The organism is Rudanella lutea DSM 19387, from assembly GCF_000383955.1.
In the GTDB taxonomy this organism is placed as follows: domain Bacteria; phylum Bacteroidota; class Bacteroidia; order Cytophagales; family Spirosomataceae; genus Rudanella; species Rudanella lutea.
Genome location: NZ_KB913014.1, coordinates 18,542 through 41,361 on the forward strand (window position 1 = coordinate 18,542; position 22,820 = coordinate 41,361).

At 47.4% G+C, this 22,820-nt stretch carries 21 protein-coding genes and 3 pseudogenes; 13 read left to right on the forward strand and 11 right to left on the reverse strand.

The window, feature by feature from the left end; all coding sequences use genetic code 11:
• Window positions 1-6 precede the first annotated feature (6 nt).
• Window positions 7-297 carry a hypothetical protein gene (locus RUDLU_RS29885; protein WP_157580814.1) on the reverse strand — a complete coding sequence of 97 codons (291 nt, stop codon included), beginning with the start codon at window positions 295-297 and terminating at the stop codon, window positions 7-9.
• Window positions 298-496: 199 nt separating this feature from the next.
• Here RUDLU_RS29885 and RUDLU_RS0125810 point away from each other — a divergent pair, with 199 nt between their 5' ends.
• Window positions 497-1,177, forward strand: a complete 681-nt coding sequence (locus tag RUDLU_RS0125810; RefSeq protein ID WP_019991344.1) for a hypothetical protein — start codon at window positions 497-499, stop codon at window positions 1,175-1,177.
• Window positions 1,178-1,585: 408 nt separating this feature from the next.
• Here RUDLU_RS0125810 and RUDLU_RS29890 read toward each other — a convergent pair whose 3' ends face one another.
• Entirely contained in the window at window positions 1,586-1,729 is a 144-nt protein-coding gene (locus tag RUDLU_RS29890; RefSeq protein ID WP_019991345.1) for a hypothetical protein, read from the reverse strand.
• Window positions 1,730-2,473: 744 nt separating this feature from the next.
• Here RUDLU_RS29890 and RUDLU_RS0125820 point away from each other — a divergent pair.
• Window positions 2,474-3,361, forward strand: a complete 888-nt coding sequence (locus RUDLU_RS0125820; RefSeq protein ID WP_019991346.1) for a replication initiation protein — start codon at window positions 2,474-2,476, stop codon at window positions 3,359-3,361.
• Between the two features lie 243 nt (window positions 3,362-3,604).
• Here RUDLU_RS0125820 and RUDLU_RS0125830 read toward each other — a convergent pair whose 3' ends face one another.
• From RUDLU_RS0125830 to RUDLU_RS29450, 4 genes are all read right to left on the reverse strand, one after another.
• Window positions 3,605-3,850, reverse strand: a complete 246-nt coding sequence (locus tag RUDLU_RS0125830) for a hypothetical protein (protein WP_019991347.1) — start codon at window positions 3,848-3,850, stop codon at window positions 3,605-3,607.
• A gap of 380 nt (window positions 3,851-4,230) precedes the next feature.
• Window positions 4,231-5,145 (reverse strand): DUF1016 N-terminal domain-containing protein, encoded by a 915-nt coding sequence (locus tag RUDLU_RS29060; RefSeq protein ID WP_019991348.1) that lies wholly within the window; start codon window positions 5,143-5,145, stop codon window positions 4,231-4,233.
• A gap of 146 nt (window positions 5,146-5,291) precedes the next feature.
• On the reverse strand, window positions 5,292-5,864 hold the full coding sequence (locus tag RUDLU_RS30680; RefSeq protein WP_083940680.1) for a transposase: 573 nt from the start codon (window positions 5,862-5,864) through the stop codon (window positions 5,292-5,294).
• Between the two features lie 115 nt (window positions 5,865-5,979).
• Entirely contained in the window at window positions 5,980-6,309 is a 330-nt protein-coding gene (locus RUDLU_RS29450) for a helix-turn-helix domain-containing protein (protein ID WP_083940681.1), read from the reverse strand.
• A gap of 110 nt (window positions 6,310-6,419) precedes the next feature.
• Between RUDLU_RS29450 and RUDLU_RS0125850 the strand changes: the two genes are divergently transcribed.
• The 4 genes and pseudogenes from RUDLU_RS0125850 to RUDLU_RS0125865 all read left to right on the forward strand — a co-directional run bounded on the left by RUDLU_RS0125850 (window position 6,420) and on the right by RUDLU_RS0125865 (window position 9,500).
• Window positions 6,420-6,878 (forward strand): helix-turn-helix domain-containing protein, encoded by a 459-nt coding sequence (locus RUDLU_RS0125850; protein WP_019991351.1) that lies wholly within the window; start codon window positions 6,420-6,422, stop codon window positions 6,876-6,878.
• Window positions 6,833-7,417: pseudogene (locus RUDLU_RS0125855) on the forward strand (IS630 family transposase); the annotation flags it as partial. The gene RUDLU_RS0125850 and the pseudogene RUDLU_RS0125855, both read left to right, overlap by 46 nt.
• Window positions 7,418-7,843: 426 nt before the next feature.
• On the forward strand, window positions 7,844-8,668 hold the full coding sequence (locus tag RUDLU_RS0125860) for a type IV toxin-antitoxin system AbiEi family antitoxin (protein WP_245581750.1): 825 nt from the start codon (window positions 7,844-7,846) through the stop codon (window positions 8,666-8,668).
• Window positions 8,661-9,500, forward strand: coding sequence for a nucleotidyl transferase AbiEii/AbiGii toxin family protein (locus RUDLU_RS0125865; RefSeq protein WP_019991354.1), 840 nt, complete (start codon window positions 8,661-8,663; stop codon window positions 9,498-9,500). Before RUDLU_RS0125860 ends, RUDLU_RS0125865 begins: the two co-directional genes overlap by 8 nt.
• A gap of 59 nt (window positions 9,501-9,559) precedes the next feature.
• Here RUDLU_RS0125865 and RUDLU_RS30685 read toward each other — a convergent pair.
• The 3 genes and pseudogenes from RUDLU_RS30685 to RUDLU_RS30695 form a co-directional block, all read right to left on the reverse strand.
• Window positions 9,560-9,901: pseudogene (locus RUDLU_RS30685) on the reverse strand (IS1 family transposase).
• Complete coding sequence (locus tag RUDLU_RS30690; protein WP_245581751.1) at window positions 9,862-10,086, reverse strand: hypothetical protein; 225 nt, start codon at window positions 10,084-10,086, stop codon at window positions 9,862-9,864. Before RUDLU_RS30690 ends, RUDLU_RS30685 begins: the two are co-directional and overlap by 40 nt.
• 99 nt (window positions 10,087-10,185) lie before the next feature.
• Window positions 10,186-10,278: pseudogene (locus RUDLU_RS30695) on the reverse strand (hypothetical protein); the annotation flags it as partial.
• A 472-nt stretch (window positions 10,279-10,750) separates the two neighbouring features.
• Here RUDLU_RS30695 and RUDLU_RS0125880 point away from each other — a divergent pair.
• A complete protein-coding gene (locus tag RUDLU_RS0125880) occupies window positions 10,751-11,206 on the forward strand; it encodes a (2Fe-2S)-binding protein (RefSeq protein ID WP_027303390.1) in 456 nt (151 codons plus the stop codon).
• Window positions 11,207-11,313: 107 nt separating this feature from the next.
• On the forward strand, window positions 11,314-13,503 hold the full coding sequence (locus RUDLU_RS0125885) for a molybdopterin cofactor-binding domain-containing protein (protein WP_019991357.1): 2,190 nt from the start codon (window positions 11,314-11,316) through the stop codon (window positions 13,501-13,503).
• 112 nt (window positions 13,504-13,615) lie between these two features.
• Here the strand turns inward: RUDLU_RS0125885 and RUDLU_RS0125890 are convergent, their stop codons facing one another.
• Window positions 13,616-14,512 (reverse strand): helix-turn-helix domain-containing protein, encoded by an 897-nt coding sequence (locus RUDLU_RS0125890; protein WP_019991358.1) that lies wholly within the window; start codon window positions 14,510-14,512, stop codon window positions 13,616-13,618.
• Between the two features lie 279 nt (window positions 14,513-14,791).
• Between RUDLU_RS0125890 and RUDLU_RS0125895 the strand changes: the two genes are divergently transcribed.
• From RUDLU_RS0125895 to RUDLU_RS0125915, 4 genes are all read left to right on the forward strand, one after another.
• Entirely contained in the window at window positions 14,792-16,087 is a 1,296-nt protein-coding gene (locus RUDLU_RS0125895; protein WP_027303392.1) for an ATP-binding protein, read from the forward strand.
• Window positions 16,088-16,400: 313 nt separating this feature from the next.
• On the forward strand, window positions 16,401-16,829 hold the full coding sequence (locus tag RUDLU_RS0125905; RefSeq protein WP_019991361.1) for an antitoxin Xre/MbcA/ParS toxin-binding domain-containing protein: 429 nt from the start codon (window positions 16,401-16,403) through the stop codon (window positions 16,827-16,829).
• 3 nt (window positions 16,830-16,832) lie between these two features.
• Window positions 16,833-17,300 (forward strand): RES family NAD+ phosphorylase, encoded by a 468-nt coding sequence (locus RUDLU_RS0125910; RefSeq protein WP_019991362.1) that lies wholly within the window; start codon window positions 16,833-16,835, stop codon window positions 17,298-17,300.
• 431 nt (window positions 17,301-17,731) lie between these two features.
• A complete protein-coding gene (locus RUDLU_RS0125915) occupies window positions 17,732-18,481 on the forward strand; it encodes a DUF2130 domain-containing protein (protein ID WP_019991363.1) in 750 nt (249 codons plus the stop codon).
• 1,700 nt (window positions 18,482-20,181) lie between these two features.
• Here RUDLU_RS0125915 and RUDLU_RS29900 read toward each other — a convergent pair.
• Entirely contained in the window at window positions 20,182-20,319 is a 138-nt protein-coding gene (locus RUDLU_RS29900; protein ID WP_019991364.1) for a hypothetical protein, read from the reverse strand.
• A gap of 405 nt (window positions 20,320-20,724) precedes the next feature.
• Here RUDLU_RS29900 and RUDLU_RS0125930 point away from each other — a divergent pair, with 405 nt between their 5' ends.
• Entirely contained in the window at window positions 20,725-22,797 is a 2,073-nt protein-coding gene (locus tag RUDLU_RS0125930) for an ATP-binding protein (protein ID WP_019991365.1), read from the forward strand.
• Window positions 22,798-22,820 lie beyond the last annotated feature (23 nt).

A 22,820-nucleotide genomic window follows, 5' to 3' on the forward strand; every position in this document is an offset into this window, starting at 1 on the left:
ACCTACTCATGCAAAAGAGCCACCTTGTTGGAACATTTCTCTGGCCGGGCGATTTGCCATGGCTATAATGCTGCTTTTCACGGCGGTTGGCCACTTCACTTTTTCAAAAGGCATGTCGCTGATGATTCCTGACTTCATCCCTTTTAAAATAGCTATAATTAAGATCACAGGAATCCTGGAAATTGTCGCTGCTTTGGGATTACTGATCCCCGGCACCCGAACAATAACTGCTTGGTTCCTGATTCTCTTTTTCCTGTTGATTCTTCCTGGAAACGTAAAAGCAGCCCTGAATTCCATAGACTATCAACAGGCTACTTTCAACGGAAACGGTCCGGCGTATTTGTGGTTTAGAATTCTGCTGTAGCTTTTCTTTATCGCTTGGGTGTACGTAACTGCCTTACATCCCAAGTTAATTACGTAGTGATAGAAGATTGTTTCTTAGGTATGAGATGTATTCAACAGCTGATTTAACCGGCGCAAAGCTCTCAAAAAATTTATGGCGTTTGAATTAAGCAATACTGTTCCATGGGGCCGGAACCTGAATGAATACAGGTCCATGTTCAGGCTTACTGAGGAGGATTTGAACAAACGAATTATCGGTTTTGGGGACGGCCCTGCCAGTTTTAATGCCCAAATGACGCAGTTGCGAAAAAGCGTAGTTTCCATTGATCCCATCTATCGATTCACCGTCGCTGAGCTAGAACAACGAATCAACCAGACAAAGGGGATCGTGATGGAGCAGATAAAAAATAATGTTGACAAGTTTGTCTGGACGAAAATAAGAACCCTTGAAGAACTCGAAGCGATCCGATTAGCTGCGATGAGCCACTTTTTAGAGGACTTTGAGAAAGGAAAGCAGGAGTTTCGTTACCTGGACCATGAACTGCCTGCCCGGACAACCTTTGAGGATTTGTCGTTCGAATTAGGTTTAAGCTCACACTTTCTTCTTTTGTATTCTCAGTTAGGTTTGGACTTTCACCTGTCCACACTGACTGAAATGTTAAGGCTATGCAAACAGGTCCGTATATTCCCAATACTAAACCTGAATGCTGAACAATCCGAACTTTTAGTCCATGTGATGAAGCGTTTTGCCTTAAATTTCACTGTTGAGATTGTGAACGTGGAGTATCAATTCCAGCGAAACGGGAATCAGATGCTGCAAATCACGCATAGGTAATACAACTATATAACTCACTTAAGTTAGAACACCCCGTCAGCGGCCGCTGACGGGGTGTCGAGTAATCAATGATAATAAAGCTGGAATCCGGCCTAGAACAAAGATACGCCCTGTTGGGAGATCCGATTCTTTGACTGCTCTTCGATGACGGCCTGAACCCCATCTCCTGCCACGAGCGGAGTAGTCGGCGGTATGTGCGTCGGTCACCGTCCATATAAATACTGTCGGCTACTATCTCCACCAGGCATAGGTTATGCGGCTTCTGTTTCTGGATGTCCAGCAGAATCAAGCGGTCGGCTTGCTGGCAGGCGCCTAGATAAAAGGCGGCTCGCCGGTCGTATTCGTAGCGGTAGCAGTTTGCTTCAAACTTGTGCTGATTGCGGGCTGAGGTCGTTTTCACATCAACAATTAGCCTTCACCCGGCAGACGAATATCTAAGTGAGCTTTGCAGGGCAGGTCGGTCTGTTCGTCGATCCAATGTTGCGGAGTTTCAACCTCAGCTTTGAGCAGGAGCTGGGTAAGGAACGCATCAGCCCGCACTACGTCCAGCATTCTCTGGTGGCAGTGGCTCCTTTCCCGGTTGGTCACTGGAGGGTGTCTGGGAGGCCGATGCGAGGTACTGACCACTTGTGTCAGTTCATGTTCAAAATTGAATTTTTTGGATAGAATCAACTTGAAATAACGATATGAGTGGCCGACCGTTGCTTTAGGGGGGAGGAGTGTGAACCTATCTCTCCCTTTCGTCTTGCGTATGTACTAGATGGTATAGCGCGCATGGCTGTAAGGTAGATTTCCTTATAAAGACCTGATTAATAGATGATTAAGTTGTAGGGTATGATTTTTGAGTCGACTAACTACGACAAAATCCTCGTGAACTACGACAAAATCCTCGTGAAATTAGGTCCTGCTTCATACTATTTATAATATTTTTTTGTTTGTTTTTTGTTTTTTCTTTGTTAGTCTTCTATAAGGGTAGATTATTATACTTTCAATTCTACTTATTTTTTACCTTTCAATAACCCCCTTCACAAAATTTGAGAATTTTTTGGTTTATTTACTATTTATAGAGGACGCTAATGATTTGATAATCAAGATTTTATAATCTTTAATTACGACATATTCCTCGCAAACTACGACATATTCCTCGTTGAACTACGACATATTCCTCGCAAACTACGACATATTCCTCGTTGAACTACGACATATTCCTCGCAAACTACGACATTGTTATTTTGGCGTCGTTTTTTATTTCAATTTTGTTAATAACTTGCAGGTAGGATACGAAACTTTAGGTGTATGGATGATAAGTTGATTGTTCAGGATAACGCAATTACAAGTGCAAGATATGAAATGAATGCACTTGAGAAGAACATTATCTACATGATGATGGCACAGTTGCGTAAGGATGATAATGCTGATACAATTTACTATATCTCTGTTCGGGAGTTGATGGATAAAACAGGTACCCGAAACTCCTATGACGATTTTAAGAGGGCCACTGAGCAATTGGTAGGGCGTGTGCTTCAGATACATCGTCCTAATGGAAACTTGCTGCAGATTGCGATGATCTCATCGGCGGAGTATGTTGTTGGTCAAGGAATTATTGAAATAGGACTTGATCCTAAGATTCGGCCGTATTTCTTTGATCTAAAGCAGAATTTCACAGCTTTCCAGTTGCATATGGCGTTAAGTCTGGATAGCAAGTATTCGAAACGGGTGTATGAGATGTTAGCTCAGTACCGAAATTTGGGTGAGCTTAGGATCGATGTAATTGAGCTGAAGCGTCGACTGTATTTATATGACGATAAGACCGGGATTGAGCAGTATAAAAACTGGGCCGATTTTGAGCGGAGAATACTGGTTGTTGCCCAAAATGAGATCAATGATAAAACAGATCTGCGCATAACGTATACGCCTGTTAAGACGGGTCGCCGGGTTTCATCATTACGTTTCATCATAAATGTGGGTCCGCAGCAGATGGTGATTGATTACAAGGATGAAAATACGGCTTTGTTTAGTCGCTTGGTAAATGATTTCCGACTCCGCAAGGAGCAGGCTCAGGCGGTCATTGATCGGTTTAGTGGTGCCGAGATCCAAAAGCGTCTATATGACATTCAGCTCATGCGTTCTGATAATAAGATCCAGAATTTAGGAGGCTACACGGCTAAATCCTTTGGGGTTTGATTTTTCAGCTGGGAAACAAATTTGTATCAGAAGAATTTGCGCGAATTTTTCCCATTATACTGAAAGGTTATTTTTAAAAGGTCATAAATACAATTCACCAACTACGTTCTACTGTATCTGAATAAATAGTTATTCCAGGAAGATAGAATATATATCATCGTAACTTTCTTATAGTAAGCTGGTTAATCAGTATCTATTCGACGTTTTCCTGTAATGAGTTGGTAAATGTGGTAGTATGTATGTCTAATGTTGACTGCGACGTTTAGTCTGCATGGCGTCATTTTCTATTTCATCAAATTTGACTCCCTTTTCCTCCCATCTTGCTCCTTTTTTCTCCCAGTTAGATACGTTTGCTCCTCTTTCCTCCCACTTTGCTCCTTTTTCCTCCCACTTTGCTCCTTTTTCCTCCCAGTTTTGCTCCCTTTTCCTCCCACTTAACTCCCTTTTTCTCCCAGTTGACTCCTTTTTCCTCCCAATTACAGACTGCAACTATATATTTTTCAGGTACTTAAGGTATCCCTAATAGTTAATGGTTAATAATAAGCCAATCCTATTAAATAGGGGGGAGGTAAGTTTTATCAAATAATCAAAACAATCGTAGTCATAAAGTAAGTGTGAATGTAAAATTCTGGCCGCTCCCTTTTCCTCCCACTTCGCTCCTTTTTCCTCCCAATACGTACAGTGATTCATTGGTTGTCTTGTGTTTAAAATGAGGCAGCTAAGTATCAGGACTTATCTATGCGACTAACCCGATTTGGAGCAGAAAGTAAAGAAACACTGGGCCGCCCCTTTTCCTCCCACTTTCATTAGTTTACACCTGACGTTCAGATAAGTAAGAGGAATCCGATTTGGTATGTGCGTAATCGGCATTACAACTGGGTAGGGAGTTGGTTACGCTCTGGGTTGGATAGGGGCGGTGTCGCTACATCAAGAATAAGTTTGACCGCATTTTTCGAGTTCACAAGTAGTCCAAGAGGATAGTTCATCGGATCCGATTCTCGGTGAAGGCGCCATTCGGTAAGTTGGCGGCTAATTGAATCTGTCATCGATGGGTTCTGATCCGCCACCCAGAGGCCGATGAACCGTCCCAGGTTGTAGTGATAGAAAAGAACATCAGGTTTATTGACCGTCATCGGTAAACAGGATGCAGTTCGTTCTACCAGGGCCCATCCCGGTTGATCTAAAAGGGTGCGTCGGATCTGGGCCACGCGACTCCGGTGAGTTGCCTTGGTACTTACAGTTTTTGAGAGGGTAGGGGTTCTGGCCAGCAGCTTATCTTCTCCCAAGGCAACCTGGTAGTAGTAGCGCGATTTGATGAGCCGGTTCAGTGTCCGGTAGGACCACTTTTCGTCGGCCGCGTTGTGGAGGTAGAAATGGCGTTCCTGTTCGTTTTCGATGCTTATCAAAATTCGGTAGTGCGTCCAGGTCAGCTCTGTTCGTAAGTAATCCCGAATTTCTTTAGATTCTCCACGCATTGCGTGGAGAATCGGAAAACTCAAATAAAATTGTCGAAACCACCACAAATTAGAAGTCCTATATCCCTTACCGTAATGCTGAGTGAGCTCATTGGATAACTGTTCGATCAACTGAGTACCATAATCAGCACGATCCTGTCCCTGCTGCTCAGTCTCAACAATGATGCGGCCAATATGCCAGTAAGCTTCCACTCGGGCAAAGTCGGGCTCCCCACGGAGAGTTATTTCATCGACTGATACAAGTTGCCGTAGAAACTGGTGCAGCTCAACCAGGGAGTCGGGATTGGGTAATAATTGCGGGGTCTCCATTAACTGTCTTGGGTGGTTTTGACGTCTAGCACAAAATCAAAAATACAAACCAGCAAGCTGCCGGCATACTAGTGTCTGTTTCTCCTGTGCAAGCTCTAATCTTGCGTAGGAGGGTTATTCTTATAAGTACTGAGACAAAATTAGTTTCACTTAAACTCACTGAATCGGATGAACAATTCTTGACCCACGGCAGCTAATGCCAACCAGACAGCATAAAACAACGTGTTACTTGTCTGGTAATCTTCAGGCCGTAACCAACGAGCTTTCAGTTCTTTCCAAAGGCGTTCAGCCAAGTTCAACTGGGGGCTGTAGGGCGGCAGATTGAAGAGGGACAAGCCCCGTTGGCGCCAGTCTTTAAGCCGTTGGCGAACCTTGTCATCCGTATGAATCCGGGCGTTATCGAGTACGATGACCGTTGGTTTGGCTAGCCGCCAAGACAGTTCTTCCAACTGGTTGACCACAAAAGCTGACGGAATAGGGCCACTGCTGGTCGCGTAGTGCAACTGATTCTGGCGCGAAATCAGCCCAAAGCAATTCAGCCGCTGGCCCTTTTGCGGCCTCAATATGTACCGACTCGTCTTTAAATTGCCAACCATAGGGCACATAGCCTTCTTCGCTGACGCTGGACTCATCGCCGTAAAAGAGGTCAATAACACCGGCCTGACTTTGCGCTTCCAACAAACTAAGGGCTTCATAACGAACCTTGTAGAGCTCAGCATCCGGTTTGCCTTTGGGTCTCAGTCGGATGCGTCGGTAGCAGCCGTCAAGTTTTTTAAAAAGCGTTGCAAGGTTTTCAGGCTCATGGAACGACCCGTTTGCGACTCAATCTGGGCTTTAGCCTGCTTGAGTCGCAAACGGGTCGTTCTGAACCACTTGTCGTACTAAAGTGGCATCGGTTTCTTTAGTAAGCAGCGCTTTACGCCCTCGTCCGGGTTTGGTTCGCAGGCCGTTGAGTCCCTCTTGTTGATACCGGTCCAACCAAGCATTGACCGAGACGTAGTGTTGTTTAACCAGTTGGGCGACTTCTTTTGAGGTGCGCCCCTCACTTTTGAACAAGACGATCTGGCAACGTTGCCGAAAGGCATGGGAGGGGTCGGTACGAAACGCTTGTTGAAGGGTTTGTCGTTGGGCTGGTTGGAGTTCGATTATGCGTAGTTTTCCCAAAGCTGACTTGTTTTTAGGTCAAAGAACCGAAAGCTGATTGCATTAACCTAATTCTGTCTCATTACTTAAGTAATCAAGCAAATTTAGCTTACGTTATTTAACTTAGCGGTATGGGACGCAAACGCCGTATCGAACTAACTGACTCCGAGCAGATTACCCTGCAAGAAGCACTCAAAAATCATCCCAAGCACGAGTTCCGTCGCTCTGCCCAAGCTTTGTTGTGGAACCACAAAGGCTGGGCGGTGAAAACCATCGCTCAAGCCCTAAATGTCTGCTCCCAGACGGTCAGCAACTGGCTCACTGCTTTTGAGCAAGAGGGGCTGGTAGGCCTGCGTCGACAAAAAGGGCAGGGCCGCCGACCTATTTTGTCCATCGCCAACCCCACTCATCAACAAGCCCTAACCAAAGCCGTAGCGGCTCACTATCAGGATGCGGCCCGCATCCAGGCTCATCTGCAAACTGCTTTGGGCCAACCTATGAGCCGAGATACGGTCAAACGCTTCTTAAAAAAAACGATTACACCTACCATCGCTTACGCCGAAGCACCAAAGCCCAGCAAGACCCCGTAGCCTACGCTGATGGACTTCAACGCTGGACGATTCTACTAACTTTGTGGGTCTGTGGTCTTATCGACCTTTACTTTGCCGACGAAACGGGCTTCACTCAGCAGCCCTATGTCCCCTACGGTTGGCAGAAAAAGGGTAACCCAGTGCTTTTGCCTGCCCGCACCACCACCAAACGACTTAACCTGTTGGGGCTGATGCGCTTAGACAATCACCTAACGGTTTACCACAGCGAAAAGCCCTTAACGGGAGCTTTCGTAGTAGGCTCACTGACCCATTTTATCCAGCAAGATCACCCCAAACCAGTCGTCATTGTCCTCGATAACGGCCCTATTCATCGCTGCCAACTCGTCTACGACCAACAGGCCGCCTGGGAGGACCACGATGTATACTTGTTCTTTTTGCCCCCTTACAGCCCTCATCTCAACCCCATTGAAATCCTGTGGCGGATGATGAAGTACCGGTGGTTAAAGAAGGTGAACTATCTTTCCTGGAGTCGCCTGAAAAAATCGGACCGCCGAAGCGGCCATCTTTGCTATTATTAAAGCTTTCGGAGAAGAATATCGCATTGATTTCACCGATTTGCAGACTAATCATATACTTCAATTTAATTCTGCTTGATTACTTAACTGGCAAGAGTATGCTCCTTCTGATAAATCGCGACAGCGATACCTTAACTTTAATTTGACGGCGTCTGCTTACTCTCAAATCGTCCTTTTAGCACCTAAGGAGTCTACGTACTTGCTCTCGCCAAAAATGTTCAATAAATTTGATTGTTCAATAAAAATGAAAATCACAAAATTTTGAACAAACAGGGACGTATAATTGAACAAGCCGTTGAAGGGCTAGGTGATACCACCAATTTGCAGGTCCACTGGCAAGATGCTCACGTCGCCGGTTTCGACGGTTATCTATGCATCGACACAGGCAGCAAAGCCGTCAGGCTGGCAACTCAGGTCAGGGGGCGAGCAATGGCACATCAATTGGATGAACTGAGTCAGTTGGGCAAGCCCAAATCCGAAACGTTGTTGCTGGCGGAACAGATACCTGATTCACTTAAACAAACAATGCGGCAAACCCAACAAAATTACCTCGACGGGGCTGGTAACTGTTACATACACGTTGGTAGTGTGCTGCTCATTGTGCAGGGGCGTAAGCTGGCTCGGACCCCGGCCGTAGCAAAACAGCCCTTCGGTAAAAGTGGCCTGCGCGTACTGTTCTCCCTACTTATACAGCCCGACGTTATAAACCTAAGCGTACGTGAACTGGCGGAACAAACTGGCGTTTCGGTCGGCACAGCACAACAAACCATCGACTACCTCAAGAAGTCGGGCTACGTCGTCTCGGTGGATGCTAAACGAAAGAAACTAACTAAGCTCGATAAGCTACAGGAACAGTGGATCGGCCGGTACACAGCGGCCCTTAAACCGAGCCTGGCTATGGGCCGCTTTCGGCTACCTAAAAACCTCTACCCTGCCGACTGGCGACAGGTGACGTTACAACCCGGTACGTATTGGGGTGGGGAGCCTGCTGCGGATGCCCTCACGAACGACCTGCGCCCGGCTACGTTGACGCTATATACCGATCAGGATAAGGCGGGTTTGCTCAACACGTATAAGCTACTGCCCGACCCCGATGGCCCGGTAGAGGTAAATCGACTCTTTTGGCAACCTGACCATAGCGATAGCTTTACCGTACCGCCCTTATTAGTTTACGCCGACTTGCTGGCCATTGACGACCCGCGCACAACCGACATCGCCCGGCGCATCTACCAAGACTATATTGCTAATGCATAAAATTACCTTCGAGCAGCTTCGGCAGGGTAACCTTGCCGAACTGTTTGCCGTGCTGGAAACAGAACTCGTCGCCCAGGGCATCGACTTTTACCTGATCGGCGCCATTGCCCGCGACATCTGGCTAACGGCCCTTCACGACATTGAGCCGGGCCGCATCACCCGCGACCTCGACTTGGCTGTGCTACTGACCAATGAAGAGCAATACGAGCACCTGCGCGACCGGCTGATCGGTACGGGGCGGTTTATTGCCCGGCGCGACAACGCGTATACGCTTGTCTTTGAAGACGGGCGGCCTGTGGACCTGCTTCCGTTCGGAGCCTTGTCGATGGAGCAGTCAGTCAGTGTAGCGGGGCAGGGCCTGACGACAATTCGCGTGGATGGATTTCAGGAGGTGTACGAAGCAGGCACCGAGTCTGTCGAAATCGACAATCAGCCGTTTCAGGTCTGTACGCTGGCCGGCATCGTGCTACTTAAATTAATTGCCTATGACGACCGCCCCGAACACCGCACGAAAGACATCCTCGACATCGGCGCGATTCTGCGGCACTATTTTGACATTACCGAAGATGACATTTACGAAAACCACATCGACCTGTTCAGCGACAACGAGTTCGACATCACGCTAACGGCCGCGCGGGTGTTGGGTCGTCAGATGGCCCCCATCGTTGCCCTCTCCGATGAGCTGCGCCAACGAATCGACCAGATTATCAACCACCAAATAAACTTAGGTGAGCAAAGTCCCGTCGCCGACCTGTTGGTACAGAATAGCCGCTGGTCAATCAGCTTCGCGTTGAATGTGCTGCGGCAGTTGCAGAGGGGAATGGGGGAGTAGTATAGTGTAGAAAAGACATTTCATCAAAATTCGTCTTTACGGTGAGTTGGGTTGTGTTTTTAATTGTATGATAAGTTTCCATTGCGCTGGTGAACGACCATTTTGAGGGCAAACCAATGGTTCTTGACCTTCTTGGAAAAACTCGTCGTTCGTCGGTGCAGTCGCTTGCACGTATTTTGTAATGACGTATTTACGCCCTCGATAGCTTTCGTGAACCGCTTGCCAATCAAGTGTTGATAATAAGGCAACACCTCTTTGAAGGCACTTCACGCATCAGTACACCACCAGTCTACCTCGATGCCTTCCAGCCGCTTGAGGAGGTCTTTGACCTGTTTAGCACTGCGTTTGCCCGCCGTCATGGCTAAAATCTCATCCGTGTCAGCACAGTACGCATACAGAATCCAGACTTTTTCTGCTTGTGGCCCACAAAGCTGTACAACTCGTCGATTTGCACCCGATGATACCGTTGGTGAGCCGGTTTGATCTGGATGCACTCGCCCACGCCCAGCAGCGTTCGCAAGACACAGCCCAGGCTTACCGAGAGGATGTTGCTAATATCCCGAATGCCATTCCCGTTGACTAACATTTTCACAATGAGTTGTTTAACCTCTGATTGGCACCCTCGATAAAGGTATTCGGGCTGGAACTGTTTGCCGCAGTTTCGGCAGAGGCAGTTCTGGGTTTGATTCGTTTTATGCCCATTTCTGACGATGTTTGTGGCATAGCAGTGTGGGCAGTAGAAGTTCGTCTTGATGCTCGGGCGGCCCCGTTCGATCATCAAGCCAAAGTTCGCTCACGCTGCTTTCTTGTTTTTCTCTACCAGGCCTTATCATACAATTGAGTACACAACCGATGCCGGTTGTGCAGCAACAATATAAATGGGTATCGGTTTACAAAGTCACCGTACTGGTAGCCCTCCAATTTATCTGTATCGCCAAGGTTGTCACAACCTTGGCGATAACCAAACAAAAGGGCAAGTTTCCGACTCATGCTTAACCGATTGAATTGATTGGTGTGTTGAAAGAATACGCTACAAAAAAGTCGATTTGCAGTATTCACTGGCAGGATACTCTCCCTAACCCAGATGAGCTGGTTAGGCAAGATCAGCAAGACCAGTAAAAATGGTTGTAACAACCGTAATCTGTATACCACATTCATTAAACAGAATTCAGACTTTTGTTAGGGCTTTTCTCCTCTTGGAATACCCCCTTTAACACTTACTGAATCGAACAATAACAAACCCGAATGCTGTGGCTATATTCAATCTAAACGTTAACGGTAAAACCAGGCGGGTGGACGTTGACCCCGCAACGCCCGTCCTTTGGGTCCTGCGCGACTATCTCGACCTTACGGGTACCAAATACGGCTGCGGTATGGCGCAATGTGGTGCCTGTACCGTACACCTGAACGGCACAGCGGTTCGTTCCTGCCAATTGCCGGTTTCTGTTGTGGGAAAACAAAGCATCACGACCATCGAAGGGCTTTCGGCTACTGGCGACCACCCCGTGCAAAAAGCTTGGATCGATCACGACGTGGCCCAGTGTGGTTACTGCCAGGCCGGGCAGATTATGAGTGCGGCTTCGCTGCTGAAAAGTAATCCAAAGCCTACCGACGAAGATATTGACAACGCCATGTCAGGAAATATTTGTCGCTGCGGCACGTACCTCCGCATTAAGGAAGCTATCAAATCAGCCGCCGGCATGTAATCGCCTGCTGGGCTGTCATAAACACAACCTCGACCGTGAATACTACTAAAAAGACATATGACAGGCGATCGTTCCTAAAGGCCTCCCTGCTTTCAGGTGGGGGGCTGATGCTTAGTGTAAGCTGGTTATCGAACGCAAAAGCGGCCTCCGACAAACGGGAAGCCCTCAACGCGCCTGGGCAATGGGTGCAACTGAATGGGTATATCCAGATTACGCCCGATAATCAGATCAAACTGATTTGCCCGAACCCGGAATTTGGGCAAAACGTACTGACTTCCTTACCCATGATGGTGGCCGAAGAACTCGACGCCGACTGGAAGGCTGTAGTGGTGGAGATGGGACCACACGACAATACCAAGCTGGGACCACAGTTTACTGGCGGCAGCAATTCCGTGCGCATGTACTGGAAACCCCTGCGTGAAGCGGGAGCCGCTGTCCGCCAAATGTTGTGCGAAGCGGCCGCCCAAACCTGGAATGTGCCCGTTGGTGAAGTCACGACCAAAGCGGGTGTCCTCTATCACGCCAGTGGTAAATCGGCGAAGTATGGTGAAATGGCCTCAAAAGCCGCTGCTCTCCCCGTGCCTAAAGGCGTGAAGTTAAAAGCGCCCAGCGATTTTACGATCGTCAGAAAATCGACCCGGAATGTCGAAGGGAAAAAAATAGTCACTGGTCAACCTCTTTTTGGCCTTGATTATCGGGTGGATGGGATGCTCATCGCCATGATTCAGCATCCGCCCGCTTTCGGGATGAAGTTGAAATCCTTCGATGCGTCGCAGGCCCTGAAAATGCCCGGTATCAAAGACGTGTTCAGTCTGAAATTGTACGAGGACGGTTTTGAGCAGGGAGGTTTCGATACGCGCACGTTCAACGATCTGCTGGTGGTAGTGGGCAAAAGCACCTGGGAGGTCATAAATGCCCGCAAAAAGCTAAAGGTAGAATGGGCACCGGCAGGTGACACAAAAGATACAGTGATGGGTCGGGGCGGTAAACGGGAGGTTACGGTGCCGGGTGCGCTGGAAAGTACAGACGCACAGTTCCGGAAAATGCAGGAGTATGCCCAGAAACCGGCGCAACAGTTACGCAAAGACGGTGATCCCGAAACGGCCTTCAGGAACGCAGCTCAGATTATTGAGCGCACCTATAATGCTCCGTTCCTGGCCCACAACTGTATGGAGCCCATGAACTTTTTCGCCCATGTGACGGAGGAGAAAGCCCTCGTAGCCGGTCCCTTACAGGCACCCGGCTGGATAGAACCGACGCTGGCAAAGCTGCTGGGGCTTCCTGCCGAGAAAATCGAAATTCAAATGACCCGGATGGGTGGCGGGTTTGGTCGACGCGCCTACGGCCAGTATGTCTACGAAGCGGCTCTGATTTCCCGGCACGTCAAAGCGCCTATCAAATTGATGTACACGCGCGAAGATGACATGACCTATGGCATTTATCGCCCCATGTACACGGCGACCTACCGGGCCGCGCTGGACAAAGACAAGAACCTGATCGCTTTTCATGTGAAAGGGGGCGGTATTCCCGAAAACCCGATTCACGCCAACCGCTTCCCGGCCGGGGCCGTGGACAATTACCTGGCCGAGGGTTGGGAAATTCCCTCAAACATCACCATTGGGGCTTTCCGGGCTCCGCGTTCCAACTTCAACGCAGCCGCTGAGCAATCGTTTCTCGACGAAGTAGCCGAGGCCATGGATAAAGACCCCATTGAGTTCCGGCTGGAACTGCTGAAACGGGCAAAAGAAGCTCCGGTAGGCAAAAACAACGAATATGATGCCGACCGGTATGCCGGCGTGTTGAAACGGGTTCGCGATACATCAAACTGGGGTAAGCCGGGCAGTGAGAAATACAATCGGGGTGTAGCGGCTTATTTCTGCCATAACTCCTATGCAGCCCACGTGGTGGATATGGTCACCCGCGATAGCGAGCCGTATGTAGAACGGGTCTTCAGTGCGGTGGACTGCGGCATTGTCGTGAATCCCGATGCGGCCAAAAATATGGTGCAGGGCGCCGTCGTGGATGGCATCGGGAATGCGATGTATGGTTCGCTGACGCATAAAAATGGTGCGGCCCAGCAAAGCAACTTCCATAACTACCGGATGATTCGGCACAACGAAGCCCCCAAACGAATCGAGGTTTCCTTCGTAGAAAACGACATTGATCCTACGGGCCTCGGCGAACCGCCTTTCCCGCCGGTGTTTGGGGCTGTAGCCAATGCATTGTACAAAAACCGGGGCAAGCGATTCTACAATCAGCCCTTCCGGCCAGAGTTAGACAAGCAAACGCAAGGGTAAGCGGACGCCACCGTGTACGGTCCAACCAGAATTCTATCTGGTTGGACCGTTGCTTTTTAGAAGTATATATTACCGCACATTCGTACCAGAAAAGCCCGACAAAGCCGACTTTTTAGTTCAGGTTTCGGTACTCGTTGGGCGACTGCCCGACCCGTTGCTTGAACACGCGGATGAAATGCTGAGGATATTTGAACCCCAGATCATGGGCAATTTGACTCACGGATTTACTTTGGTCAAACATGCGCTCTTTGGCAACGTCAATCAGTTTCGCCTGGATGTAGTCCTGGGCCGTCTGACCGGTTTCCTTTTTGACCAGATCCCCAAAATAATTTGCCGATAAATGGAGCTGATCGGCACAGTAGGCTACCGAGGGAAGGCCCACCGTCTGCGGCTTATCGCTCTCAAAATATGTATTCAGTAACCCCTCAAATCGCTCCAGTACGCCGGAGTTGACGTGGTTGCGGGTAATGAACTGCCGTTCGTAGAACCGGGTGCAGTAATTCAGAAACAGTTCGATGTTGGAGACGATGAGCCGTTTGCTGTGCTTATCGATGGCATGTTCCAGTTCGTAATCAATCTTGGACAGACAGTCGAGCACCATGTCCCGTTCGCGTCCGGAGAGGTGCAAGGCTTCATTGGATTGGTAGCTAAAGAATGTGTACTCCCCAATATGCCGACCCAGTTGTGTCCCGTGGATCAGATCGGGGTGAAAGACAAGTGCGTATCCCTTGGGTTGGTAGGTTTCGCCGTTGCTGTTGACACCAGCTACCTGTCCCGGTCCCAGAAACACCAGCGTCCCTTCCTGATAGTCGTATGTATGGCGGCCGTACACCAAATCTCCGCATTTGACGTCTTTGAAGAAGATCGTATAAAAGCCAAAATACATCCGGGAACCCTGTCGGGGGGCAGCCTTTGACAGGTCAACGACGCTCACCAGCGGGTGGCGGGTTTCGTTGTTGTTGAAGCTGTTGTAGTCGGCGATAGTCTCAAATCGGCGCAGCGTATCCATACCAGTATCGACGTTGTCTGAATCAAATTTACGGGTTATATGCCACCCTGCGCTAACCTACCATCCAACATCTGTAATCTTGGTAGTGACTCCCGTAATCTGTATACCCGTTAGGCAGAAAGTAAGGAGAGCTTTACAACGTTTGGTCGTTAGCTCATCAGGAATGGCAGGCATAGGCCCTATGCTCAAAGTTTAATTTATAGTATTTATTTTAAAGTACTATATTAATTTTATGGTATTACTTTTCAAGAAACGCTAAAAAATAGAAATTTAGCCTATATGTTCAGAAGCAAGCTACAACAGCTACGAGAATGGAAAGATAAACCTGAGCGTAAGCCGCTCATCCTGAATGGAGCAAGACAGGTGGGAAAATCCTGGCTGATTCGTGAGTTGGGGCGTGACCAGTTTAACGGGCAGATGCTGGAAATCAATTTTGAGCGCAGCCCCGAATTTTGTCGGGTATTTGCCCAAAACCTCGACCCCCGACGTATTCTCCGTGAGTTAATGCTGCTGACCGGTCAAACTCTGGAAGCAGGTAGGCATCTATTGTTTTTCGACGAGATTCAGGCGTGTCCAGCCGCGCTTATGAGTCTGCGGTATTTCTACGAAGAACTGCCGCAATTACACCTGATTGCGGCTGGGTCGTTACTCGATTTTACGTTTCGGAACATTCCCTATCCGGTTGGCCGGGTAGAGTTCGACACGCTTCACCCGCTGACGTTTGCTGAGTTTCTGCTGGCACGGGACAAAGCGATGTTGCTCGACGTGATACGAAGCGACGAACCCGTATCGGCCGTAGTCGAAAACCTGATCTACGACGAATTACAACAGTACTTCATTGTGGGCGGTATGCCTGAATGTGTGAAGCAGTACGTTGACAAAGAGAGTTTTACGTCAGTAATCGCGTTGCAGCAAGACCTACTCTATGCGTTCCGGCAGGATTTTCGAAAATACCAACCGCAGGTTAATACTGACTGTCTGAACGATGTACTACAAAACAGCATTCAACTGATTGGTAGCCAGACGCAGTACAGTAAACTGTCGGACCGGTTCAGCAACCCGACCATTAAACAGGGACATACTGTATTGTGCCTGGCCCGGTTGCTCCATCGAATCAACAATGTGAGCATCGCCGGTTTACCGCTGACTCCTTCGGGTCGCCAGTTTAAAACGTTTTTTCTGGATATTGGCCTGATGATGAGCCTGTCAAGGTTCGACTACACCAATGCTTACGTCAACAAAACGCTGCCTGGAAGCTACGAAGGCCGATTGGCCGAGCAATTTGTGGCTCAACAACTGCTGGCGACCAATCAGGAGGTGTGCTACTGGGCCAGAACTGAACCCGGCACCAATGCTGAAGTTGATTTTGTCACGACACAACAGGGTCGAATTGTTCCAATTGAGGTTAAAGCAGGGGCAAAAGGCGGATTGAAAAGCCTGCATTATTTGCTGGCAACGCATCCGCACATCCCGGAGGCAATGGTGTTTGGCCGGTTTCGGGAGGGAATCGAAAAGCAACTACGGTTTATGCCAATCTACAAAGCCGGTATTGATCCGTTGACGCCAACTCCGTGAAATTTTCTCGTTTGGCATACGTTGGTGAACCGAGTCTGCCAATCTGAAAATAATGGTATTGATCCCCGTAATCTATAATAGGCCGACCTTTGCGCTGTAAATAGCAAACACCTGAACCATGAAAACGATCACCTCCCTTGTCGCCCTGACGATGACCGCCCTAAACAGTCATTCGCTGGAAGCGCAAACCCGGATTGAGCAGCTTACTTAACCGGCCTACCATGTTATGGTAAGCGCGTAGACTATACAAAACAGGACAAGGAACTTGACGGAATGAACTTTTGTAGTTACCTTAGTCTAAAACTTCACTGCCATGGCTCTCGCATTGCCGCTTATTGCCCCCAACCCATCCCTGTTACCTAAGCTCTTGACTGAGCAGGAGATAGTCACCCGCAGTCGACAAGGCGTCCTACGCGCCGAGGCCGACCGCGTGGCCGGTTTGGTCGGCTTAACCGATAAGGAGTTGGCAGTGGCCCTGGGCTTATCGGCTTCTTACCTGCACCGACTGAAAGTGGATCAACGCATCAGTCAGGATGCCTCCGAGCGGCTGCTGCTACTGGAGAACCTGCTTTTGCACGCTTTGGATACCTTCGAGCAACGAAGCAAAACCGTCCTTGACTGGCTACGCTCTCCCTTACGGGAATTGGACTACCAAACCCCCTTGCAGGCCCTGGATACAGTCACGGGCTATACGTTAGTCGACCGGGTGCTGGGCCGCATTGACCACGGCATCTTCGGATAAGCTATGGCTATTGTTTATCGCGTGGTGCGCCAGAAGTATGCCGACCGTCCCCTGGATGTTACCGGTACGTGGCTCAATGGAGGCCGTTGGAATCCACCGGGTGTTGGCATCCTCTATACCGCTGAGCATCCCGCTTTAGCGCTAGTGGAGATCTTGGTACACATGCCCCAAGTACCTTATGATGAGCTACCCGCCTACCGGTTGTTCAGTTTGGAGTTACCCCAGGATAGCCAGCGGGTAGTTGACGCCGTTGACCTACCGCCTTACTGGCAGGAGAATACATACAATCGAAGTCAGCATCTTTTAGGCGATTGGCTTGCTAAGCCGGATGTGTTAGCCTTGGGTGTGCCCTCCTCGGTGATGCCATCGGGCATCAACTACTTACTGCATCCGGCCCATAGTAGCTATAACTCCATACGAATAATTGACGAAAAGCCCCTGGTAATTGACCCCCGCCTGTGGTCGAAGTAGCCAGGGCAACAACAATTCCCTCAACGGCGACGATAAGAAATTGCCTGAAAACCGGCAGTCAGAATTTCGTGAGCTATATGCCGACGCTGCCTTAGAGATTCATTCTATGCTTCGTATGAAGCCCACTATGCCCGTTGGCACAAAATCACCAGGCGCAAAGCTGACGAGTTAAAAATCTACCTTCAACTCATTTCCAGCGAATAGTGTATTGCGTTAAGGTAATACCAAAGGGAAAGATGGTGGAATTATGACCTGAGAATTGATCGTTAAACGCCCACCAGAAGGTAACTGCTTTTTATATCGCTTTTTGATAGCTAAAATCAATTTTTAACAGATAAAGACCCCTAAAAACGGCAAAGATGGCCCGTTTCAGGCTGGCACAGATTTGGACTCATATAGCGTATCAACCATTTAACCAGTCCCCTTTTCGTATGAACGCTACCCTGATTTGCCCCCACTGTGCCGAAACCATCGACTTTGAATCAACGCTCGTTCACCAGATTAAACATCAGCTCACCCACGAGCAGAACCAGAAACTGGCCGACCAGCGCCGGATGCTCGAACAGCGGGCCCAGGAGCTGACCGAGCAGGCGCAGAAACTGAACCAACAGGCGGCCCAACAGGCCCTGACCGTGCAGGCCCAGGTTCAGGCCGGGCTCAACAACCTCCGGCAGGAACTGAAAGCCCAGCTCCAACAGGAACAGGCCACCGAGCTGAGCGCCCTGCAGGAGGAGCTCCAGGAAAAAACGGCCCGTATCCGGAACCTTCAACAGCAGGAAGTCGCCCTACGTCGGGAGCAACGCAATGTGCAGGAGATGCGCGACGCCCTGGAGCTCGAAGTCGAAAAGAAACTACAGGCCGAACGCAAGCAACTCGAAGAAAAAGCCCGGCAGCGTTTTGAGGCCGAAAACCACCTCAAAATCGACGAGCAACAGGCCCTGATTAACTCGCTTACCCTGCAACTGTCGGAGATGAAGCGCCGAATTGAACAGGGCTCGCAGCAGGCGCAGGGCGAGGTACTGGAGGTAGCCATCGAGAAACTACTGGCCGATTCTTTCCCCTTCGATCAGATTGGTAAGCACCATTTCCAGATTGCGGTATCCAACAAGCGATACCAGCAAAATAGATTACACGTCGTACCCAGCCCCTGGAAACAGAACGCTGGATTAGGCCTGGTCTGACACCCCATGTCGGTCATCTATGATGGGTTTGGTACGCGGGCGAATGGTGTTGAAACGAATGAAGTCGCCCACATCGCTACTAACCATTGACTTTTTCTTCTTAGGGCCTATATACTCGGTAGTTTCTTAATTGATAAGCAGGGTTAACCTTAAAAGGCCTATCCTGACAAATCACATTCATTTGTCAGAGTTAAATTTATCCTGACAAATCACATTCGATTGTCAGGATAGGTACTCGTAATCCTTATTTTTATTCTAAGTAGACAATATTATTGGCTTTACTTTACTGAATAACAGAGCATTATCCAAAAAAATGTAACAGAGATTCTGATTTTCAGAATGTAAAAAGTGTCAGGATAGAATGTAAAAAGTGTCGTCATTAGGACGTAAAAACTGTCGTCATTAGCTTATAAATAGCTCCCTATTTCAGCGTCGTAGAGAAAAAAAAGCCTGTAAAGGGTCAAAATTATTGAAAAAGCATATTGAAAACTGAATAATGATTGCCCATATAGATTAAAATCGTTGTTTTTTGGGTGATACTGTGTAATCAGAGCAAATGCAGCAAAACGTGTAAAAAGTGTCGTCATTAGATGTAAAAAGTGTCGTCATTACCTGCTTATTATTCCTCGTACATGGCCAAAAGTCTTGACAAAAAGTAAATTTTAGTATATATAAATATATTTTCGGTTGCTTAAAATCGCAAATTGGAGTCGAGCTTGTGGATAAGTATATAATTCCACCATACTTACCTTTTGGTAATGTCGACAGTTTTTACACTTCAAACAGAGAAAAACGTAAAAGTTGTCCACTATACTTAAGCGTTATTATTAGTCAGTTGCCTGTCATATAACGGGTTATAAAATTAAAATATTTACTTTTTAAGTAGTCTGGTAGAATTAAGTATAGAATGCTATTGAGTAAATCAGATCCTGTATTTGCCACCGAAGTCAGTCATAATACGCTTGACGGCATAAATCAGCAATTCATGACGGATGTTGGGGCCGTATCCAGCCATCGCTCCGGTGCCCCGGTCATACTTTGTCTTACCGTACAGACAGACCGGCCGCAAGCATTCAGCTTTGTTCAAGTAGGGGACCTGTATGCAGAGAAGAGACATACAAGCCCACTTGCTGCCAGCACTCAAAACAGGCCTGGAAGGCTTTCGAACGGTGCATAGATTCATTGTTCAGCACCAACACTGTGGATCGACACAAGCTGCTCACCTACTCATCCACGTAGCGAATCACGAACTGACTATTAATGCTGAGTGGCGTCGTGAAACTCACCAGATTGCCAGCTTGAGTGAGCCAGGCTAGCACATTCAATCGGCGACTCGACTGGCAAGGACGTTCAGGGCGTAGCCGGCTGCCTGCCACCCGAAGGGAACCACAGGAATCAGGCTACAGCCCCATTCATCGACATAAAACAGGTCGATGTACCTCTCAGCCTCCAACATTTATAAATCGACCAGGCCTTCGAGTCTATAAAGGTAGTCAGGTGGTTGAAACAGTCGGGTACGCTGACAGCGCCAGCCATACTTTTGAAAAGCGCTGGAGCGTCTCGTTGAACTCGCGGTTGAGTTCTTAGTGCAAGACTTCTCGGGCGGCTTTCGAGTGCTGGACATGGAAACACACTAGTTGGTCAATTACAAGTTCGTCGGCTGGGTACAGAGTGGACTTGAGACCTTGGCCTGGCTGATTTTATAACGCATACCCTTTTGCCCAAAGCCAGTTCATGAACAGCCGCAGCGTCCGCACGTACAGCTCCCGCGACAACTCCATAACATCCTGGTCCCGCGCAAAACGCTCAATCAGGGCTTTGATTGATGCATCAATCAAAACGGGTATATTCCCGGAGGGTACTGCGAGACTTGTTTTCATCATTGTCATATCCAAAATTGCCGCTCCGACTGATAGTTATCGGCTTAAAATAAGCAGTTTAACGCCCATGGAGGTTTGACAATTGACTACGAAATAAAACTCAGAAGCTAATATAGACATTGTTATGTTAACTAATGATATTCGCCAATTAATCGCCTATGGGATTTGACGCATCAGGTAGTTACCCCAATTAATTCATCGAAGCTGCGCAAAAGGAACACCATTGACATACCGACGTTCAGAAAGATGAGAATGAAGCTTTCGCCCCTTTGATCACCTTAGCCTGGCGTAACCATTAGTTTCATATTGTTTGCATCTTTGCAATTCAGTTCCACGCTTTCCTTACACTCACTGACCTACTACATGGCTACATCTGTACGCAAGTTTACTACGAATGGAAGGATGCTTAATGAGGTACTGACGAAGTATAAAAACACATTCAGTGCTTTCTGTGAGCTCATAAATAACTCAATTCAAGCGAATAGTAAAAATATTTATATCAGCATTGGTCGACCTGCTAATGATGAAATGCATTATGCCCCGATTAAATACCTAGAAATCAAAGACGATGGAGTAGGTGTGCCCGTATCTGAATTTGATACCAAAATTTGCGAAGTAGCTAATCAGTCAAAATCGGGTGGACAAGGTGTAGGTCGCTTCGGTGCTTTGCAGATTGGCGAGAGAATGGCTATTGAAACTGTTGGCTTCGATTCGAAACTTCAAAGACACACCAAAGTTTTAATGGTTTTAAATACTTCAGACCTCGCTGATAACCAATTAGATAAAATTCCTATAGTTTCTGAAGAAGAGGTGCTGACTCAAGCTGAAGCAACCTATTATAAAGTCCGAATTGATGATGTTCACCACGGTCGTCATGGTAAAACCGAACGAAAACGTATGCTCAGTAGCGATTTTTTTCAACCAGCTATTCGCTACGCTTTGTTTGAGCGGTATCCGTCCCTCATTTTTAATAATAACGTAAATTTTTACGTAAATGATGAAAAACTCAATAGAGAAGAGTTCGTCAAAGGCACCCCATTCATTAAAAAAACACAATATCAAGACGCAAAGGGGGAAGTTTTTCCCGTACAAGTGACTTTTTACGAGGTAAACTCAGATATCAATAGAATACAGATTTATCTACAGCATGATAATGCAGGAATTCAGTCAGTCTCTCATGAATTTGTGTATAACTCTAATTCTTACACGATTGACATGGGTACATGGTTCATTTACGTGGAATCACCCTTCCTAAATCGTGTGGATTTATTCCGAAATATTGAATACAATGACTTATTAGATAAACAGTTTACCAACTTTAAAAACAAAGTGAAGGAGGTAGTCGATGACTTCTTTCGCGAGCGGAATAAACGATTTGAGCAGTTCAAAAAGGACTTTAAAAAGGATACTGAAAACCCTTTAAAAGATAATCCCGCCTTAAACGAACTGCATGAAACTGTGCTCAATCAGATTGCCTTTGCAGCAGAAACCGAATTTAAATTACTTGAAAGTAACAACAAGATTCGTGGTTTACTTTATGAATTAATGGATCGAGCGATCAGGTCTGGGCAGATACAAGATATCTTTGAAAAGATTCTGAAGCTCGACAACCAAACAGTTGACAGGTTTCATTCTCTCCTGCAAAAAACTGATCTTGAGACTGTTATTCAATTTTCAAATAATGTCGCCACAAAAAATCAGTTTCTCAAATTTCTGCATAATATAGTTTTTGGAGCTGTAGGTAATGTCCTACGTGAACGAAGCCAACTTCATAAGATAGTCGAACAACACCTATGGCTTTTCGGAGAGAACTACGCAGAAACTCCTGTGCTGTGGTCTGATAAACAGATTGGTGGTATCTTAAATGAGATTCGAGATAAGCATCTTGCTTATGAACCTTCCGAGGAAGCTGGCAACATAATTGACGGTATTGATGAACACTCAGGGCTTAACGACATTACCGATCTTTTCTTTTATAACGAGAAGATCCTTGATAATGGCAAGCATGAGTATATGGTCGTTGAGCTGAAAGCTCCAAAATGCAAACTGAGTCAGAAGGAACTTAATCAGATTGACAAGTATGCCTTCACTATCGAAGACTATTCAGCTTTGCCCAGCGAAAACGTAGTTTACAAGCTCATTTTAGTATCAACGGACGTAACCAAATTTGCAAAATCGAAATTGGCTTCTGCCCGTGCTGCTCACCCAAATCAGCCATTTCTTTACGATTTGAAAGTCAATAGCGGCAAACACATTGAGGTGTACGTGATGACATGGAGTGAAATAATTGAAACTAATAAACGTAGGCTCAACTACCTCGCCAATGGTTTGAAAACGTTAGATGAGGATGTCAAGGAAAAGTTTGAAAGGGAATACCCTCAAATACTTAACGAAAGAGTGTCGTCTACCCTACGAAAAACAAAAACTTCATTCTGAACTCAGAATGAAGTTTTTATAAA

Bases quoted from the DNA above. Each gene is read 5' to 3' on its own strand.
- RUDLU_RS0125820 (WP_019991346.1), top strand. From the start codon at position 2,474: ATGGATGATAAGTTGATTGTTCAGGATAACGCAATTACAAGTGCAAGA.
- RUDLU_RS0125905 (WP_019991361.1), top strand. From the start codon at position 16,401: ATGGCTCTCGCATTGCCGCTTATTGCCCCCAACCCATCCCTGTTACCT.
- RUDLU_RS0125910 (WP_019991362.1), top strand. From the start codon at position 16,833: ATGGCTATTGTTTATCGCGTGGTGCGCCAGAAGTATGCCGACCGTCCC.
- RUDLU_RS30690 (WP_245581751.1), bottom strand. From the start codon at position 10,086: ATGTTAGTCAACGGGAATGGCATTCGGGATATTAGCAACATCCTCTCG.
- RUDLU_RS29885 (WP_157580814.1), bottom strand. From the start codon at position 297: ATGGAATTCAGGGCTGCTTTTACGTTTCCAGGAAGAATCAACAGGAAA.
- RUDLU_RS0125860 (WP_245581750.1), top strand. From the start codon at position 7,844: ATGGCACATCAATTGGATGAACTGAGTCAGTTGGGCAAGCCCAAATCC.
- RUDLU_RS0125890 (WP_019991358.1), bottom strand. From the start codon at position 14,512: ATGGATACGCTGCGCCGATTTGAGACTATCGCCGACTACAACAGCTTC.
- RUDLU_RS0125810 (WP_019991344.1), top strand. From the start codon at position 497: ATGGCGTTTGAATTAAGCAATACTGTTCCATGGGGCCGGAACCTGAAT.
- RUDLU_RS29060 (WP_019991348.1), bottom strand. From the start codon at position 5,145: ATGGAGACCCCGCAATTATTACCCAATCCCGACTCCCTGGTTGAGCTG.
- RUDLU_RS29890 (WP_019991345.1), bottom strand. From the start codon at position 1,729: ATGCTGGACGTAGTGCGGGCTGATGCGTTCCTTACCCAGCTCCTGCTC.
- RUDLU_RS30680 (WP_083940680.1), bottom strand. From the start codon at position 5,864: ATGCTGAGCTCTACAAGGTTCGTTATGAAGCCCTTAGTTTGTTGGAAG.
- RUDLU_RS0125895 (WP_027303392.1), top strand. From the start codon at position 14,792: ATGTTCAGAAGCAAGCTACAACAGCTACGAGAATGGAAAGATAAACCT.
- RUDLU_RS0125865 (WP_019991354.1), top strand. From the start codon at position 8,661: ATGCATAAAATTACCTTCGAGCAGCTTCGGCAGGGTAACCTTGCCGAA.
- RUDLU_RS0125885 (WP_019991357.1), top strand. From the start codon at position 11,314: ATGCTTAGTGTAAGCTGGTTATCGAACGCAAAAGCGGCCTCCGACAAA.
- RUDLU_RS0125915 (WP_019991363.1), top strand. From the start codon at position 17,732: ATGAACGCTACCCTGATTTGCCCCCACTGTGCCGAAACCATCGACTTT.
- RUDLU_RS0125850 (WP_019991351.1), top strand. From the start codon at position 6,420: ATGGGACGCAAACGCCGTATCGAACTAACTGACTCCGAGCAGATTACC.
- RUDLU_RS0125930 (WP_019991365.1), top strand. From the start codon at position 20,725: ATGGCTACATCTGTACGCAAGTTTACTACGAATGGAAGGATGCTTAAT.